Origin of the sequence: Labilibaculum sp. K2S, assembly GCF_030372765.1 — a bacterium.
In the GTDB taxonomy this organism is placed as follows: domain Bacteria; phylum Bacteroidota; class Bacteroidia; order Bacteroidales; family Marinifilaceae; genus Labilibaculum.
In genome coordinates, this window is sequence record NZ_JAUCMW010000001.1 from 622,114 (window position 1) to 640,923 (window position 18,810).

The following is an 18,810-nucleotide window of genomic DNA, read 5'->3' on the forward strand; positions in this document are numbered from 1 at the left end:
TCTAAAATAAAATATGGACAAAGAAAAATACGATATTGTAATAGTTGGAAGCGGACTGGGAGGACTGACATGTGCATACATATTGGGGAAATTCGGGTATAAGGTTTGTGTGCTTGAAAAGCATTTTAAAACGGGCGGAAACTTACAAACCTTCAAACGTAAGGGTTGTAGGTTCGACACAGGCATGCATTATGTTGGAAGTTTGGGAGAAGGAGAGGTTTTGCATAAGTTTTTCAATTATCTTGATTTACTGGGGAAGGTAGATGCCCGCAGATTGGACGAGGATGCCTTTGATGTGATTAATATTGCCGGGCGGGAATACAATTATGCCATGGGCTACGAAAAGTTTACCCAAAGTTTACTTCTTGATTTCCCTAACGAAGAGACTGCGATTCTGGCCTATGTCGGTAAAATTAGAATGCTAAGTGAAAGTTCTGATATTTTTAATTTGCGTCAGGTCGATTTGATGGATACATCCAATATGTCTTATTATGGGCAGAGTACCTCCGATTTTATTGCTTCGTTGACCGAAAATATTGAACTGAGATCTGTACTGACGGCATTGAATCCTTTATATGGAGGTGGTGAACAGACTACACCACTTTATGTGCATGCATTGGTCAATCACTTTTTTATTACCAGCGCCTGGCGCTTAACCGAAGGTGGAGATCAAATTTCCGATGCTCTGGTTGACTCCATTCAGGGAATGGGAGGTAAGGTCTTAACAAAATCTGAAGTTGTGAAATTTCATTTTGCGGGCAAACTCATGTCGGCCGTGGAAACCAAGAATGGAAATCTATTTGAAGCAGAACATTTTATTTCAAACATGCATCCTTCAGTCACAATGGATTTAGTCCCTGATGAGAAAATTAGAAAATCATACAAATCAAGATTGACCAATTTGAAAAATACCATATCCGCATTTAGCGTTTATATCGTATTGAAAAAAAATAAAATACCTTATTTGAATAAAAACTATTACTACTACAAAACAAATAATGTTTGGGGTGTTGATAATTACGATAAAGGCGATTGGCCGCAAGGTTTAATGCTTTATTTTGCTGCAGATAAAAACAATCCCGAATGTGCAGAGAGCGTAACGATTATAACTTATATGAAATATGAGGAAGTAAAGAAATGGGAGGGCACTAAGATTGAATGTCGGGGGGAAGAATATTTAGCCTTTAAAGCAGAAAAAGAAAGAGAAGTGATGGCTTGTGTATCGGAGGTTTTCCCTGATATTTTAGATGCCGTTGATACCAGTTATACATCAAGTCCTTTAAGTTTTAAAGATTACACGGGCACCAAGGAAGGCAGTATGTATGGGATTGCAAGGGATTGCAACAATCCAATTGAATCCTACCTGCCATCCCGAACCAAAATATCAAATTTACTTTTAACAGGGCAAAGTGTGAATTTGCATGGCATTACCGGAGTACTTTGCGGAGCATTGTTAACCTGCGGACAATTGGTAGATATTAATGCCATTCTTCAAGACATTAATTCTTGTTATCCTGAAGAATACAAGAAATAAAATCAAATAGATGAGAAAAAGAACAAAACTGTTATTGGCTTTCGTTGTCGTGCTTACTGTATTTTTTATTTACCTTTTTACGGTAACAAAAATGGAAGAGCCGGAGCACAATCAGATCAGTGATCAGGATTTACCGGTTCTCCAGCTAAGTGATTCATTGTCGGTTTGCGGAGACAGCTGGATGAAGTTAAACGAATATGGTTTATGGGAATTGTTCGTACAAGGCGATCCTTATACCATGGGATTTAAGAATGGACAATTAAGTAAAAATTTGGTTCAGTATCAGGAGGAAGCTTTTGTTGCCCAACTTGACAAATTGGTGCCTTCAAGATTCTATCTTCAGTTTCTACGTGTCTTTTTGGGTTGGTTCAACCGAGATTTACTAAACTACGTTCCCAAAGAATATCAGTTGGAAGTAGCAGGTATTTCCAAATCCGCATCCGATGAATTTAATTTTATAGCTCCCCCTTTTCAAAGAATCATGTCCTATCATGGAGCTCACGATATGGGACATGCACTGCAAAGCATGTGTTTGGTGGGTTGCACTTCTTTTGGCCTTACAAATGATTACAGCGCTGATTCAAGTGTACTGATCGGTCGGAATTTTGACTTTTATGCAGGAGATCAATTTTCGGAAAATAAGATCATTGCTTTCATGAAACCCGATGATGGATATCCATTCATGTCGGTTACCTGGGGTGGGATGATTGGTGTGGTTTCAGGAATGAATTTGGAAGGACTAACGATTACCTTAAACGCTGAACCTACCGGCATACCAACTAGTAGTAAAACACCAGTTTCTATTCTGGCCAGAAAAATTCTGCAATATGCTTCCACCATCGATGAAGCATATGCAATTGCTCAGCAATACGAAACCTTTGTTTCAGAATCATTCTTAATCGGGTCGGGCAAAGAGAATCAATTTGCATTGATCGAAAAAACGCCGGATAAAATCGCTCTTTTACATCCAAAAGAAAACTATTTGGCGGTTACGAATCATTTTCTTGATTCGAGTATGCTGTTGAACGGTGCAGACAGTCTGTCACATTTTGTGAATGCCACTCATTACCGATTGAATCGCGTTGAAGAATTAATTGATAGTACGGGCAAATTCTCGGTGCAACAAGTCGCTGATTTGCTTCGCGATCGAAAAGGGACTAAGGGGGCGAATATCGGATTGGGAAATGAAAAAGCAATCAATCAGTTGATTGCTCATCATGGAATTATTTTTAAACCTGAAGAGAAAAAAGTTTGGATCTCTGCAGCCCCCTTTCAATTGGGCGCTTTTGTGGCTTACGATTTGGATGAGATTTTTGCTGATCCTCAAGCTTATCGTTCTAAGAACCTGTATCTGTCTGCCGATGTAATTGCAGCAGATGCAATGCTGCAAAACGAGGAGTATACCAATTTTTTGAAATACAAAGCGGAACTGTTGAAAATACAGAAAGGAATAAAGGAAGAAAGAGATTTTCCCAAAGAGGAATTGGATGCTTTTATTTCTTTAAATGAGGCATTTTATTATCCATATCAGGTGGTAGGAAACTACTATTTTGAAAAGGGAGAATTTGCTTTGGCAAAAATACATTTCGAAAAGGCACTGCAATTAGAAATTCCACAAGAATCAGAATACGAAGAACTATCGAAATTAAGTAAGGAATCAAATGAGCTAATGCTCAAGGAAAAATAAATTAGAAGCATCACAAAACTAAGCTCTGCTATTTAAAAAATTATAAACATATGAATAAAACAATTTTAATCATCGCCATTATTTTATCTTCTTCAGTTACATATGCATTGGATACAATAAAGACAATACGAGGTGAAAAAACACCGACAGAAGTGATTGCTTATGAGTGGTCTTGTGATTCAAAAGGATTAAATAAGGACATGGAGACTGATGATTTCTCACAATTAACAAAGGCGAAAAATAAAGTTTTTATTGAATCAACAGATAAGAACGTTGTTATTCATGCAACTAAGGCTCTTGGTGGTTGGGGATATTGGACTATTACTGAAAATAAAGAGGAAGCTGATTTTATTTTAAATTTCTCATATCAGTTTACAGGCTTGGGAGATGTTTTTGGATATGCTGAATTCTTAAATCCTGAAAATGGAAATGTTATGAAGACTACAAAAGAAGTAAATTCAATGATGTCGATGGATTTTAATTCAAAAAGAGCAGTTATAAATAAGCTTGTAAAGAAGGAGATTAAACCCTTATTTCGTAAATAATAGGAGATAAACTTCGATTCTGGTTCACTATCAGAACCAATTATATTATCCTTTATCAATTCCAATTAACAAGCTTACTAGAAAAGAGCACACTATTATATTTTTTAGGAATAAGAATTTTAAACTTGTGCGAATACAAAAAAAAGACCATGTTTATACCCGAAATAGAAAAAGCCAGTCAAAAAGAGATCGTGAACTATCAGGAAGGTCGTTTGCCTGAACTGTTTGCTTACTTAACTGAAAACTCCCCTTTTTATTCCAGATTTTTTAAAGAGAATAACATTAAAACGGAGAACATAAAAACCATGGCTGATTTTGCCGCAATTCCTGTGACTACAAAGGAGATGCTGCAGGAACACAATATGGATTTTTTATGTGTGAATAAAGGCAAGGTGATTGATTACATAACAACATCAGGTACTTTAGGCGATCCGGTTACATTTACCATGACCGATTTGGATTTGGATCGATTGGCTTATAACGAATACATATCCTTTTTATGTGCAGGAGGATCTTCAGCTGATATCTATCAGTTGATGGTGACCATGGACAGACGATTTATGGCTGGAATGGCTTATTTTTTGGGCATTCGGAAAATGGGAGCGGGTGTTGTTCGTGTTGGGCCGGGAAATCCTGAACTGCAATTCGACAGCATTCAGCGCATTCAACCAACAAGTATTGTAACCGTACCCTCATTTTTGATTAAGCTGATCGAATTTGCTGAAGCAAACAACATCGATCTTACTAAAACTTCGATCAAAAAAGCCATTTGTATTGGTGAAGCCATCCGTAATAACGATTTCTCATTAAACAAACTGGGAGCACGAATAAAAGAGAAGTGGGATATTGATTTGTATTCTACTTACGCTTCAACCGAAATGGGAACGGCATTTACCGAGTGTGAATATGGAAAAGGAGGACACCATCATCCTGAAATGATTATTGTTGAGTTTTTAGATGAGAACGATCAGCCGGTTAAAGAAGGGGAAGCCGGAGAGGTGACCATCACTAATTTAGGTGTTGAGGGAATGCCTTTGCTGCGATTTAAAACAGGAGATATTTGTTATCATTACACCGATGCATGCGAATGCGGAAGAACAAGCATGCGTTTGGGGCCGGTAATCGGCAGAAAAAAACAGATGATCAAATTTAAAGGAACCACCCTTTACCCGCCCGCCTTATACGATATTTTGAATGATATTAAGCTGGTGAAAAATTATGTAGTGGAAGTTTCAACAAATAGTATTGGAACCGATCATATTTTGCTGAAATTAGGCGTCGAATCTCCATCGAAAGAGCTTGAGAAATTAATTAAAGATCATTTTAGAGCCAAGATAAGAGTAGCTCCCTTTGTTGAGTTTGTAGATATTCTTGAAATTCAAAAAATGCAATTCCCAAGTTTGAGTCGAAAACCAATTACTTTTATCGATAAGCGATAGCGATACAGATCTGGAAGGGAGAAGAAACAAATATTCACCGTATAGAGGACAATACATACATGACAAATTACACCAAGGAAAATACTTTTGACAGAATTAGATGTTACAACGATTCGGAAGCCGTTGATGCTTTAAAAAGAATGGTTGAGTACGATGAGTTTTATCCGGTGTTTAAGCATGTATTTCCGAATTTAGATCAGTCTGCACTTACCGATTTATTTTTATCAATTACAGGTTCATACGATTTTCAAAAGAGAGTCATGAATGATGCTGTGAAAACAGTAATTAAATTCAGTATGGATGAATTTTCCTGCGAGGGAATCAAAAATCTGAATAAAAATGAAGCTTATCTGTATGTGGCCAATCATCGCGATATTGTGATGGATGCGGCATTGTTGCAGCATGTTTTGGTCACCCATGATATGAATACCACCCAAATAACCTTTGGGGATAATTTAATGTCTTCAGATTTCATTATCGATTTTGGGAAGATAAACAAGATGTTTACCGTAATTCGCGATTCGGACAGGCGGGAAGCGCTTCGGAATTCTCAGGAGCTTTCGGAATACATGCGTTACGTAATTCGAAGCAAAAATGAATCGGTATGGATTGCACAGCGACCCGGACGTACCAAGGATGGATTGGATGAAACCCAGCAAGGTTTACTAAGAATGTTTAGCATGAGCGGCGAGGGGAGTTTTAAAAATCGCTTAAAAGACCTGAACATTGTTCCCTTAGCCATTTCGTATGAGTTTGAGCCCTGCGATTACCTGAAGGTTTATGAGCTTTGTGAAACGAAAAAAGGAAAGTATATCAAGAAAAAGGGGGAGGATTTTAATAGTGTTGTTGAGGGAATCAGAGGATGTAAAGGACGCACAAAACTGGTAATGGGTACATCTCTGTCTCCATTTATAGATGCATTGCCTGATGATATTGATAAAAAAGAGATTCTAAAAGTAGTTGCTGGTGAAATCGACAGACAGATTTATAGCAACTATCAGCTTTGGCCTACTAATTATATCGCTTACGATATGCTGAACGATGGCCGGCAATATACTGCGAAATATACACAGGAGGAAAAAGACCGCTTTGTTGCGCATATGAATACAAGTGCCGCCAAGCTTGATTTGGATGCTGAAGAATTCAAAACTGCTTTTCTCAGTCTATATGCCAATCCTATTAAGTAATAAAATCTAAACAGATTGCATATAAAAAGGAGAAACTCTGGGAAGTTTCTCCTTTTTTTTTGCCCTGTTTTAAATTAAGTTTTTTCAGTGGTGGGAGAGGTTTTCCGATAGACTAATGGCCTAGAGGGAGTCTACCGATTGGCAGTTGGGCTTTCATCTTAGTAATTCGTTTGCTATCTTTTTTTCTTCATGTTTTATTAGCTCTATTGTTACTAATTTTAGTACATCACTTAACATTTTAATTTCTGCTTTTTTATTAGCTATTGTACTCAGAATATTATCGCGATTTTTTTCATTCCCCTTATAACCTTCATCAGTTTTTGCTATTAAAAGAGCTCTATTTTTAGTAGATAATTCTCCCTTTTCAAGATTATCAATCCGAAATGGAATATCAACCACAACTTTCTCTATTGCAAGCAAGTGCTTAGTAAAAGCAATAAGTACAACATTCAAATTATTTACAAAATTATCAACTGAATCTTTATATGTTTTTTGTTGCATATCAACAAAGTTGTCATGATACAAAATTGACAAATTGGTTTGAGTACTTTTTAATTGTGACTCTAACTGTGCGATTTCTGCAATTAATTCCCTATTTGAACTTACGATGCTAATTTTATTAGACATTCTTTCTATGTTCCAAAAATCCAAAATATTAAGATTGTCGGATAATACAGCCTTCAAATCAATCAACCATTTTTGTTTTATCTGATTACCAAATAGTTTTATTTGAAAAGACATCTGTTGCCTGTTTAGTTCGTCTGCATGATCGGTCTGTTTTATATGATTTTTCTGGTTTTGTATAAGAGTGCTAAACAAAACGAATAATGTTATCAAACCACTAATTACAGCTCCAGAATAGCTACTCCAAAAAGAAAACCATTTTTCTTCATTTCCATTTATATTAAATAAGGAATTATTTAACGGTAATAAATAGTTGAGTCCAATTGGTACTGTAAATATTGCAATTGTTGCAATAACTATATATAAAATTATCTTTCTAGGTTTAATCATTTCTATAGGTTTCATGTGAATCTCCCAGCCTTACTGCCAACGGCAGTTTGTCTAAAAACTAATCAAACTGCTCAATTAAGTTTTAAATATAGCTGTTTTAAGGATACATAAAATTGAAAACACCTTCAAAATATGAAATGCAAATTATTATATGTGGCTAAAGCCTATCTATTAATTTGACAAGACCAGTTGGCTAAAGCCAAACTGAATTTAAAATATTCCTAGCCTTTTGCTTTAGCATCATTCTACTCCTTCATTAATGTAAAGCTTCGAGATTTTTAATCTAAAAAAAGAAGCTTTAAAAGCTCGCTAATCAGCAAAATTTTAAAGCTTCCATTTTATTTTTTAGAAATATTATTTGGTTGTGCAACGGTTACTTTTGTTAGCGGCTGTTATTCCACTATTTCTTTCTAAGCCAATCAACTTGTTGTTAATAACCTTCTTTAAGATTATTATTAAAATAGCACTTATAACAAGGATTGAAGTGAATATTATAAATGGTAATGCAGTATCTGAGGGTTTATAAAGAATAGCTCCCAAGAATAGTAATGAGTTTGAAATAGCCATTATAATATATGAAACTCCTTGAAATAGTCCTTTGTATCTAATAGGGGAGCTACGATAAATAATATATACTATTGTAGGTGACAATAGAGTCTCTGCTATTAGAATAAAAATAAATGCATTTATTATAATAATATTTCCACTTATTGAATACGACAATGTATCAAAGCTTGCGATCGTAATAAATGCAATAGAACAAAGAACAATACCAATTAAAATGATATTAAAAATATTCCCCCATTTTATATGTTTTCTTCGAGTAATTATTACAGAAAAAAGCACAAGGAATATTAGTGAAATATATTTTTCAATATTCGAAAATAATTGACTTAAATCGAATCCTTTTTCGGTGTAATCTCGCACGAAAAAAGTAAAAGTGAGTCCTTTTTGGTTTAACGCAAATCTAATTAACACTCCAATAGTAAGAATCGATATTAAAATTAATGTATTGATTTTCTTTTGAGAAATACTTACCGGATTGACTTCAGGACTAGATAAAAAGTCGAGTTTAGTATATATGCTTTTAAACTTTAAAAAGAGGATCAGAGATATTAAACCAAACAGAAATGCAAATAAAAATATTGCATTATATCCTAGGCTATTTTTGAGGTAAAATGAAAGTCCAGGTGCTATTAATCCACTCATATTGACTGCAAGTGAGAATAAGATAAATCCTGATAGTCCAAATATTTCATTTTCCTTTTCATTATAAATATTGCCAAGAAGGACTATAATGTTTGGTGATGTAAGTCCAATTCCAATACTTAGAAGAATTAAGGCTGTCAATATTAGAATGCTTATGCTTGGGAGAAAGGGAATAACCAAATACATAGCTGTTAATAGAAAAAATCCAATTTTAACAATTTTAGCTCTATCTCTTAAATCCCCAAGCAGTCCAGAAAAAAGAGTGGTTAATCCTATCATTCCATAGAAGATACTGTAATAAATTTCTGCTGTATCCGTTGCTAATTTGAATGATTCTGTTAAGTATTGAATAAGAATAGCCATGATGAGATAGAAAGCTAATCTTTCAAACATTTTTGAGAGTAATAATAATGAAATACTTGATTTCCTTTCTTTAGTCAATGTGTTTCTCATTTCTGTATTTAATTGCAACCAACTTGTTAGAATGTGCACCGGTGCACTTATTTTTAATATATCAAGTAAAAAGGTGCACAATACCTTGTCTTATGCTATGTCTTGTGCCTTGCTACCGCATGATTGCTATCCTCCAATAGGACAGACAAACAGCAACTTTCTCTAAAGGCCATTAAAACTAAGCATTAAATGCACTAAACAGTAGTAATTAGCTAGAGAAAGCAATTTGTAGAACTAAAAAAGAACTGCTCTACATAAGTTGAGGTAAAAAAAGCAGAAGAAGGTACAATTTATTGCGGAAGAATATCTGTACAATCATTATTGGGCTGGAAATGCCCGCTTTTACTGCTGCAGAGTCCACTTCTGGTCTGCAGAACTCATTTCTGGTCTACAGAGCCCATTTTTACACTTGCAACATCCATTTTTTGGTTTGCAGAGCCCATTTTTACACTTGCAACATCCATTTTTTTGGTTTGCAGAGCCCATTTTTACACTTACAACATCCATTTTTGGGTCTGCAGAGCCCATTTTTATACTTGCAATGTCCATTTTTGGGTCTGCAGAACTCATTTCTGGTCTACAGAGCCCATTTTTACGCTTGCAACATCCTTTTTTGATTCACAGAGCCCGTCTGGCTTGAAGACAAGACAAAGATGATAAGCTTAGGTTTAAAGTTGGCGGTTTTCTAAAATCAGATGCAGATTATTATTGAGTAAGGAAGAGCAAGAGGGAATGAGTGAAAATGCAAACACCACGGAGCAGCACAGAGAAAAAACAAAAACATTCACAAATTGTCATTGCGAAGGAGCATAGCGACTGTGGCAATCTGTTCCCATTTGAGAACAATCGTAAATTAATTCGAATACTGCAATTTGGTTCCTTCTCCTTTAGGAGAGGGTTAGGGTGAGGTGTTCGGAAAATTGTTTTCAAGGAAGTACACAAAAATCAGAAGGATCTGCGTCTTCATTTTTTAAAATTCGAAACGGTATTTGGTCATGCTCTGACTATAAGCAAGCCGTTCTGGTAAGGGTATGACTAGTATTTACAAATACTGCCACGGTACTTTGTACCTAAAAATCATGAACATGCTTGTTGCTACAAATACCACGGTGCTCTGCACCTTTATTTCTCATGTTTTATAATCAGTGCAGATCATATGAAATCATAAGGATCTGCGTCTACCTATTTTAAAATTTACTCCCTAATTCGAATACTGCAATTTGGTTCCCTCTCCTTTAGGAGAGGGTTAGGGTGAGGTGTTCGGAAAATTGTTTTCAAGGAAGTACACAAAAATCAGAAGGATCTGCGTCTCTGGTAAGGGTATGACTAGTATTTACAAATACTGCCACGGTACTCTGTACCTAAAAATCATGAACATGCTTGTTGCTACAAATACCACGGTGCTCTGCACCTTTATTTCTCATGTTTTATAATCAGTGCAGATCATATGAAATCAGAAGGATCTGCGTCTACCTATTTTAAAATTTACTCCCTAATTCGAATACTGCAATTTGGTTCCTTCTCCTTTAGGAGAGGGTTAGGGTGAGGTGTTCGGAAAATTGTTTTCAAGGAAGTACACAAAAATCAGAAGGATCTGCGTCTTCATTTTTTAAAATTCGAAACGGTATTTGGTCATGCTCTGACTATAAGCAAGCCGTTCTGGTAAGGGTATGACTAGTATTTACAAATACTGCCACGGTACTCTGTACCTAAAAATCATGAACATGGCTGTTGCTACAAATACCACGGTGCTCTGCACCTTTATTTCTCTTGTCTTATCATCAGTGTATATCATATGAAATCATAAGGATCTGCGTCTACCTATTTTAAAATTTACTCCCTAATTCGAATACTGCAATTTGGTTCCTTCTCCTTTAGGAGAGGGTTAGGGTGAGGTGTTCGGAAAATTGTTTTCAAGGAAGTACACAAAAATCAGAAGGATCTGCGTCTTCATTTTTTAAAATTCGAAACGGTATTTGGTCATGCTCTGACTACAAGCAAGCCGTTCCTGTCATGCTCTAACTAGTATTTACAGATAATACCACGGTGCTCTGCACCTTTATTTCTCTTGTCCTTTAGCCGGACGGGCTTTTCATCTTCGAGAAATCAACTTAAATAAAAAATACAGAGCTCTACTATTAATTAAACCAATTACAAGGAATGAAAAGCATAATTTTTCGCACAAAAAAAAGCGAGCTTTATGTGGCTCGCTTCTGTTCTGTAATTAGTTCGTTTTAGTATCTCTTGTACGATTTCATTGCCCGGTATAAACTGTTGGCCCAGTAGTTTCTTATACCCATTCCTGAAGCGGCCCCCTGAATTTTCTTAGTCGATAGCACCTCTAGGGTAGATCTGTCAAAGAAAGTCGCCCAAAAAGTCCCTGTAGTGTTTATCTTATCAAATGACTCAACAATAAAGACAAGACCAATGCCTTCCGTTTTGGGGTATTGTAAAATAATGTTCGTCACGTTTTGTTCACTAACAAGACTGTTTGCTGTTATCAACAATCAAATTTTCAGCAGATATCGCCGAGTTTTTTTTCTCAACAATGCTTAGGTCGTAATGGAGCGTCTCTATTTTAAAGAATTTGGAAACATTGAATTTTTTCGATTCATTGAGAACAATCTGATTCCATTTAAGCAAATAATCTTCTTTTATAACTTCGGGATTGGTGAACGCAGTTTTCGGAAAAAGTTTTGCCTCGGTAAAATCCAATCCTAACCAGGTCACCTCTTTTTTATAAGAATCCTGAGCAATGCTAATTGCAGTAAAAAAAGTGACAATTAATATCGATAATAGTAAACGTTTCATATGATTATAATTTTAAGTTTTTGCCATATGGAACTTACCATGCTGAGATAGTTATCTCCCTGTGTGTCAAACCGCTTTGGCATGGACGTTACATATATGAATTGTTTTAGTATTTACTGCACAAGATAGATAACATTTTTTTAAATCAGAATGATTATGGACAATAAATCTTCATATCACAGCTTGCAATCAATTCATCATTAAGATAAACCTCACCTTTAATTAAATTATAGTCCATCACTCTGTTTTCCTGCCTTACAATTGTTTTAAGAATGCTAAGCACATTAGGACGACGAATGATTTTTACGTTTTTAATTCCGGCAATAAATCCTTGCGGAACTTCCATTCCAATTTCTTTAGCCTGATATCCATTGCCCGCAGCAGCTGTTTGTGCAATGTTTTCCACCAAGCCGCCTTCGCTTAGTTTTCCATGATTTACAAGAGGATGATTTTCGGGCACCGTAAAATGACAAATCGTTATTTTATCGGAGACTGAAATGATCTGATCCACCAAAACAAAAGGATGTTTTTGAGGAATTAGACCCTTGGTGGTATGAGGGAATGTCATCTTTTAATTTTTTAGATAAAAAAGTGGAAGAGTATGGCTTTATTGATTGTTATCGTAAAGCCATACTCCGATACTTAGGCTTTTATTTTGCACTTATATAGTGTGTGACTAACGCCAATATCGTGAATTTCTTCAGCTGCATAAAGTCCTGCATTGTCGATAATGGCCAACATATCTTCAGAATGATACATTTGCGAACAGCCATTTGCCAGGCATGTGAAATATAATGATGTAGCATGCAGACTATAGGTTGAAGCCTCGTATTTTTGTTTGTCCCAATAGGTTTCCAAAATGTATACAGAACCATCTTCTACAATCGCATTTTTTGCTCTCTTAAGCAATTCTAAAATATCTTCTTGCGAGAAACAGTCCAAAAACTGACTCATCCAAACAATATCATAACCAGTTGGAAAAGGAACAGAATGATCGAGTAGATTTAGAGGGATACCCGTAACACGATCGCTAAGATTGTTCGCTTCTATATTTACATAGGCTTTTTCCAATTGACCCGGCAAATCGAGTATGGTAACCTGAACATCTTCGTCGTATTTTCCACATTGAATCGACCATTTTCCTGTATTGCCGCCAACATCAAGAAGCTTTTTAGGCTTATTTGCAAAAACGATGGGTAATACCTCCGGAAAAGCAGTGTCGGAGTAGTAGTGATCAAATTCGAACCAGCTTTTTTGAACTTGCTCAGGCAATTGAGAAAGTCCCTCGTATACCGTATCCCATTCGCCAAATACTTTTAAACCTTCCGGCTTTCCATTTTCTATGGATTTGTCAAGATCGAAAAATCCTTCGTAATTCACATCGTGCACAAAGTTCATGTTCACCTGAGTCAACGGATCGCTCAATAAAAAGAAACCTGTTTTGGTAAGAAAGTACCGGTTTTCTTCAACCCGAACAATTTCCATGCTCAGTCCGGCTTCAAGCAGAACTTTAACGCCATAAACCGGGATGTTTAGTTGTTTGGCTATCTCTGAAATCAGAATTCCCTTATTTCTTTGTTTTTTAATGATTTCAAGAATGCCCATTTTTTGAAGAGAACGTGCAGCCTGAAACATGATGGGTCCAAAAGCAATCTTTTGAGCATCAAATTTTGCTTGTAAAGCAGTCTTATTATCGTTACCAAAATTCATATGTTTTGCTTTATAGGTCTTTTAATTTGCAGCGTTTTTATCACCCCAAAATGAATAGAAGTTGAACCATTGATTCGGATTTTCGAGAACAATTTGTTCCAGATTCCTCACATAAGGTTCAATCATATTTTTAAGATCTTGATTTCTTGTTTTTAGCTTGTTAGGGTAGGGAAGTACCTCTGGTTTGCTTGCCTTAAAATGGTAGTGATATCTACTTGTTTTAATTGCGGAAACATAACAGACCGGAGCCCCGAATTTAGATGCCATATAAAATGGCCCGCTTGGGAATTGTGCTTCCCGGCCTAAGAATTCAGTACAAATTGTTTTACTGCCAGGTAAAAAGCGATCGCCGTGCAAGGCAATAAATTCGCCTTTTTTAAGAGCTTCTTCTATGGCGTGCAAATGATCGAAATTGTTTTTTATGGGAATGATCGACATTTGTTTATTACGCAGTACATTTTGCATTAATTCCTTTATTTTTTGATGCTCGGCATCGAGCATTACAACATGTACTTTGGTGTTAATTCGCGTGAGTAAATGACCGGCAATTTCCCAGTTGCCAACATGTGCTCCAATTAATATTCCTCCTTTTTTATCTTTGGCCAGGGCATGCAAATATTCTTCTCCATCAAAGTCGAAGGTAAATTTGTTTTTAATTCCTGCCATCACAACAATTTTATCGAGCAGGCATTGGCCAAGCATCACATAGTTTCTGTAAATGGCTTTATAGGCATCAAATTTACCATACTGAAGTCGGTTTTGATAGAAATAGATCAGAGGGCTCTTATCAGAAAAAAACCAGAAATAGACAGCAACCGCCCGCAAAAGAGCGTAAGAAAACCGAATATTTACCTTCTTTAGTAATAGGATAAATATTCGGTATCCTGTTGTACCACCACGGGTTTTACCTTCCCATGATGACATTAGGAGTGTATTTTTACTTGTTCTTCAATATAGTCGTATAGATCGGAAAGCTGACGAATGTGAGTCATTTCCTCGCCTTTTACTTTAAATCCAAATTCTCTTTCGATGATTACTACGATATCCACAAAATCAAGACTTTCAATCTCCAAATCATCTTTAAAATTGGCATCAGGTTTAATCTGATCCTCTTCAATTTCAAATTCATCAATTAAAAAGGCATCCACTTTTTCGATTACTTCTTCTTTAGTCATATGGGTTGTTATTTTACTTTTTTCACGATTAAGGTTGAGTTTGTACCACCAAAACCAAACGAGTTGGATAGGAAAGTATCAATATTTTTTTCAATTCGATTTCCTGAAATATTTAGTTTGGCGGAATACTCATCAGGGTTTTCAAAATTGATGGTTGGGGCAATGTATGAATTTTGCATCATCAGTATCGAATAAATAATTTCACTGGCACCACACATCCACATTTCATGACCAGTCATCGATTTGGTTGAATTGATAGGTGTTTTGGAGCCGAAAATATTGTATAAGGCCTGCGCTTCATTCATGTCACCAATAATAGTAGAAGTGGCATGAGCATTTATATAGTCGATGTCCTGAGCACAAAGACCTGCGTATTTAAGTGCTTTTTCGAGCGATTTTGTTGGGCCTTCAACATTTGGAACAGAAATGTGTTCACCATTCGATGAAAAGCCATAGCCGGTTAATTCGGCAAGAATTGGAGCACCACGCTTGATGGCCGATTCGTAGCTTTCAACAATTACTGTTGCTGCACCACCACTCGGCACAAGTCCGTCACGATCTCTATCAAATGGGCGGGAGGCTTTGGTCGGGTCATTGGTGTTAATTGAGAAGGCACTTAAACCATCGAAAGAACCCATTGATTCGGCATTCACCTCTTGTCCGCCGCCACAAATAATAATGTCCTGTAAGCCTTGCTGAATAAGTACCATTGCCATTCCAATGGCGTGCGAACTACTGGCACAAGCACCGCTAATGGTGAAATTCACGCCCGTTAGTTTCAATATAACCGATAAATTCATGGTTATAGTTGAGTTCATCGACTGAAAAATGCTTCCTGATCCCACCAGAGTGGTGTCTTTTTTGGCACGAACGATATCAATTGCATTGATTACCGGTACAGCAGAACTGTCATTACCATAAAGAATACCAACTTCATTCTTTAATCTGAAATCTTCATCGATTTGAGCCATTTCCAAAGCTTCCATGGTTGCAACATAAGCATATTCGCCTTGTTCGGGTAATCCTATCCGCATTCTTCTTGGCAATACACCTTTCAATATAGGGCGCTCAATAATTCCTGTTAAGGGAGATCTAAAACCGTCATCAATTCGTTTTGCATCAATTCCGATTCCAGAAACACCATTGTAAAGGGAATGGTTTACTTCTTCAATATTTTTTCCTATTGTGGAGTAAACTCCCATCCCTGTAATGACCACTCTCTTCATATCTTTTGACTTGTCAAATACTATTTAATGTTTACTACTAGCTGTACATGCCTCCATTAATAGAAATGGTTTCTCCTGTAATATAAGCAGCTTTGTCTGAGGCTAAAAATGACACCGCATAAGCTACCTCTTGGGCAGTTCCAAATCTATTTAGAGGAACTAGTTTTTTAAGTTCTTTTTCGTCTAAACCGGCAGTCATATCTGTTCTGATAAAGCCGGGAGCAACAGCATTTACGGTTATTTTCTTCTTTCCAATCTCCATTGCCAGCGATTTTGTTGCACCAATAACGCCTGCTTTTGCTGCCGAATAGTTTGTTTGACCAGGCATTCCTTTTTGTCCCGATAAAGAAACTACATTTATGATGCGGCCCCATTTATTAATAACCATATTTGTCAGCAACTTACTGGTAACGTGAAAGAAACTGTCCAGATTCGTTTTTATTACTGATCCCCATTGGTCTTCAGACATAAATACCATCAGGTTATCTTTGTTGATGCCAGCATTGTTTACCAGTACACTAATGTGTTGATCAGGATTGGAAGCCTGCCAGTTTTCCAGGCTGTTTTTAATTTCATCACTATTGGAAACATCAAAGGGAAGGAGTTCACCATTACCGCCTTGATCTTTAATTTCCTGTAAGGTGTTTTCGGCTTCTTCGTTGTTTGAACGATAATTGATAAGAACATACATTCCATCGGCAGCCAGTTCTTTACATATTGCTTTACCAATACCTCTCGATCCCCCTGTTACCAGCGCATATTTCATATGAGTCTAATTTGTTTTTAAGTTAGCATATGGTCCCGAAAGCTTTTGGGATTACCATGCTGGAATAATCATCTTCCCGTGTGTCAAAATCGCTTTGGCATGCACGTTTCATATTCTGAATTTTGTTGCTTTTACTATATTTTGAGATCTAATTGGCAAATTTTTCATTCCCAATTTTAAATATTCTCAATTCTCACCTAAATATTTCAGTCTATACCGTAAGGGCCTTTTCTGACTCTGCAAAAGTAGGAAGTTTAATTTCAAATTCCTTTATTAGTTTTTCTACAGCAGCCATTTCCTCATATTTAGGACTATCCTCGATAAATACAGGCACAATATCCCGGGCCATGGTATATAATTTCCGAGTAAAAGGCGAGAGTTCAGATTCTATTTTTAAGTAATCAATAGCCTGGCAAACAGCAATGATTTGTATGGCCAGTACTTGTCTGGTATTGTTTAAAACCCTTTGACACAATATTGCTGAGTTAGTTCCCATGCTTACAATATCCTGATTGTCATTGTTGTTAGGAATTGAATGTACATACATTGGGTTAGAAATTGTTTGGCATTCTGCAGTAGTCGAAGTCGCTGTAAATTGCATTGCCTGCATGCCTAAATTCAATCCCAATTTTCCTAAATTGATAAAAGGAGGCAAAATCTTATTAATCTTATTATTGAAAAGGAAATTTAATTGTCGTTCCGACAGCATACTCATTCGGGTGGTAACCATTTTTAGTTTATCCATTTCCAGAGAGATATAATCTCCATGAAAATTACCGCCATGCAATACATTTTCTTCACTAAGCGACACAATAGGGTTGTCGTTTGCCGAATTGAGTTCGTCCTCTAAAACACGCGCACAATTGTTTATCGTATCGAATACCGGACCTAAAATTTGCGGAACACAGCGCAAAGAATAATACTCCTGTACCTTCTTAGTAAAAATATCCTGATCCAAATTTTGATCGGTAAAGAAATGCTCCTCCCGTTTCAAAATTCGATTGCTGTTGCCAAGAATAGATTGCATTTGTCTGGCAACTTCGCGCTGTCCTTTATGTCTTTTGGCAAAGTTGAGTTCATCTGAAAAATGATCATCAAATGATTCAACAATTTCATTCATGATACAAGATAAACTTAAGGACCAATTGAATAAATTTTTAGCTTCCTGCAAATTGTTGATCCCCATACCTGTCATTACGGAAGTGCCGTTTATAATTGCCAAACCTTCCCGTAATTTTATTTGAATGGTTTGAAGTCCTTCCTTTCTGAATACTTCCTGAGTAGGACACCATTCGCCCAGATATTTTACTTTACCTTCGCCAATGAGATTTAATGCTAAATGTGCTAATTGAACCAGATCACCACTTGCTCCAACACCACCATGTTCAGGAATAAAAGGAAGAATGTTTTTCTTTATCATCTGACTAAGCAGTTCGATACAAGAATAATGAACGCCTGATTTTCCTTGAAGGAAAGAATTTAGCCGGGCCAGCATTGCCGCTTTCAGTGTTGCATCATCAAGAGGATTGCCTGCTCCAACCGCATGACTTCGAATAAGATTTAACTGCAGTTGAACCTGTTCTTCCTTTTGGATCTTATATTGAGCCATGGGGCCAAGTCCCGTATTTATTCCATAAATTATTTTGTCTTTAGAAAAATCGAACAAAAAATTATATGATTCTTTTAGCTTCGCACATCTTTCTTCCGAAATTTCGAAATCATGATCATTATTTATGATTGAGATAAAATCATTTAGCTCTAATAATGAATTATTTAATAGTATTGGCATTTGTTTGGTTGAGTTGTTTTAACAGGTTGCAAAAAAATAGAATAATAACTAAAATAGCAACGGTTTTGTTGAGTTATTGTAACCAATTGCTTATTTAAATAGAATAAATCAATTGATTGCATTATCCGTGTTTTATAACCAAATGATTATAATAACCTTACCCTAATATACATTTGTTTGGATGCATATTCCTACTCCAAAATTAAAGGTATTTCTTGCAATAATTATTTTTTTACTCCTTAAATAATGCATTCTTAAATAAGAT

15 protein-coding genes are annotated in these 18,810 nt (G+C 36.2%); 5 read left to right on the plus strand and 10 right to left on the minus strand.

All coding sequences use genetic code 11. From position 1 onward, the window contains the following. Positions 1-13 precede the first annotated feature (13 nt). The 5 genes from QUH73_RS02400 (at position 14) to QUH73_RS02420 (ending at position 6,392) form a co-directional block, all read left to right on the plus strand. The gene (locus tag QUH73_RS02400; protein WP_289528878.1) at positions 14-1,534 is read left to right on the plus strand and encodes a phytoene desaturase family protein; all 1,521 of its coding nucleotides are present in this window, start codon (positions 14-16) and stop codon (positions 1,532-1,534) included. Between the two features lie 10 nt (positions 1,535-1,544). After that, a complete protein-coding gene (locus QUH73_RS02405) occupies positions 1,545-3,221 on the plus strand; it encodes a C45 family peptidase (protein WP_289528880.1) in 1,677 nt (558 codons plus the stop codon). A gap of 50 nt (positions 3,222-3,271) precedes the next feature. Further along, on the plus strand, positions 3,272-3,766 hold the full coding sequence (locus QUH73_RS02410) for a hypothetical protein (protein ID WP_289528882.1): 495 nt from the start codon (positions 3,272-3,274) through the stop codon (positions 3,764-3,766). 149 nt (positions 3,767-3,915) lie between these two features. Then, positions 3,916-5,205: a phenylacetate--CoA ligase family protein gene (locus QUH73_RS02415; RefSeq protein WP_289528884.1), complete on the plus strand. Its 1,290-nt coding sequence runs from the start codon at positions 3,916-3,918 to the stop codon at positions 5,203-5,205. Between the two features lie 59 nt (positions 5,206-5,264). Next, positions 5,265-6,392: a 1-acyl-sn-glycerol-3-phosphate acyltransferase gene (locus QUH73_RS02420; protein ID WP_289528885.1), complete on the plus strand. Its 1,128-nt coding sequence runs from the start codon at positions 5,265-5,267 to the stop codon at positions 6,390-6,392. Between the two features lie 153 nt (positions 6,393-6,545). Here the strand turns inward: QUH73_RS02420 and QUH73_RS02425 are convergent, their stop codons facing one another. The 10 genes from QUH73_RS02425 to QUH73_RS02470 form a co-directional block, all read right to left on the minus strand. Beyond that, positions 6,546-7,406 (minus strand): hypothetical protein, encoded by an 861-nt coding sequence (locus tag QUH73_RS02425; RefSeq protein ID WP_289528886.1) that lies wholly within the window; start codon positions 7,404-7,406, stop codon positions 6,546-6,548. Between the two features lie 354 nt (positions 7,407-7,760). Further along, entirely contained in the window at positions 7,761-9,068 is a 1,308-nt protein-coding gene (locus QUH73_RS02430; RefSeq protein ID WP_289528887.1) for an MFS transporter, read from the minus strand. 2,478 nt (positions 9,069-11,546) lie between these two features. Then, a complete protein-coding gene (locus QUH73_RS02435; protein WP_289528888.1) occupies positions 11,547-11,879 on the minus strand; it encodes a hypothetical protein in 333 nt (110 codons plus the stop codon). A gap of 154 nt (positions 11,880-12,033) precedes the next feature. After that, positions 12,034-12,447: a hypothetical protein gene (locus tag QUH73_RS02440; protein ID WP_289528889.1), complete on the minus strand. Its 414-nt coding sequence runs from the start codon at positions 12,445-12,447 to the stop codon at positions 12,034-12,036. A 74-nt stretch (positions 12,448-12,521) separates the two neighbouring features. Further along, positions 12,522-13,589 carry a class I SAM-dependent methyltransferase gene (locus QUH73_RS02445; RefSeq protein WP_289528890.1) on the minus strand — a complete coding sequence of 356 codons (1,068 nt, stop codon included), beginning with the start codon at positions 13,587-13,589 and terminating at the stop codon, positions 12,522-12,524. Between the two features lie 21 nt (positions 13,590-13,610). Then, the gene (locus QUH73_RS02450; protein WP_289528891.1) at positions 13,611-14,513 is read right to left on the minus strand and encodes an LpxL/LpxP family acyltransferase; all 903 of its coding nucleotides are present in this window, start codon (positions 14,511-14,513) and stop codon (positions 13,611-13,613) included. Then, positions 14,513-14,764 carry an acyl carrier protein gene (locus tag QUH73_RS02455; protein ID WP_289528892.1) on the minus strand — a complete coding sequence of 84 codons (252 nt, stop codon included), beginning with the start codon at positions 14,762-14,764 and terminating at the stop codon, positions 14,513-14,515. The genes QUH73_RS02450 and QUH73_RS02455 overlap by 1 nt, the downstream gene beginning before the upstream one ends. Before the next feature lie 8 nt (positions 14,765-14,772). After that, entirely contained in the window at positions 14,773-15,990 is a 1,218-nt protein-coding gene (locus QUH73_RS02460) for a beta-ketoacyl-[acyl-carrier-protein] synthase family protein (RefSeq protein ID WP_289528893.1), read from the minus strand. A 37-nt stretch (positions 15,991-16,027) separates the two neighbouring features. After that, on the minus strand, positions 16,028-16,756 hold the full coding sequence (fabG, locus tag QUH73_RS02465) for a 3-oxoacyl-ACP reductase FabG (RefSeq protein ID WP_289528894.1): 729 nt from the start codon (positions 16,754-16,756) through the stop codon (positions 16,028-16,030). 211 nt (positions 16,757-16,967) lie between these two features. Then, entirely contained in the window at positions 16,968-18,545 is a 1,578-nt protein-coding gene (locus QUH73_RS02470) for an HAL/PAL/TAL family ammonia-lyase (RefSeq protein ID WP_289528895.1), read from the minus strand. Positions 18,546-18,810 lie beyond the last annotated feature (265 nt).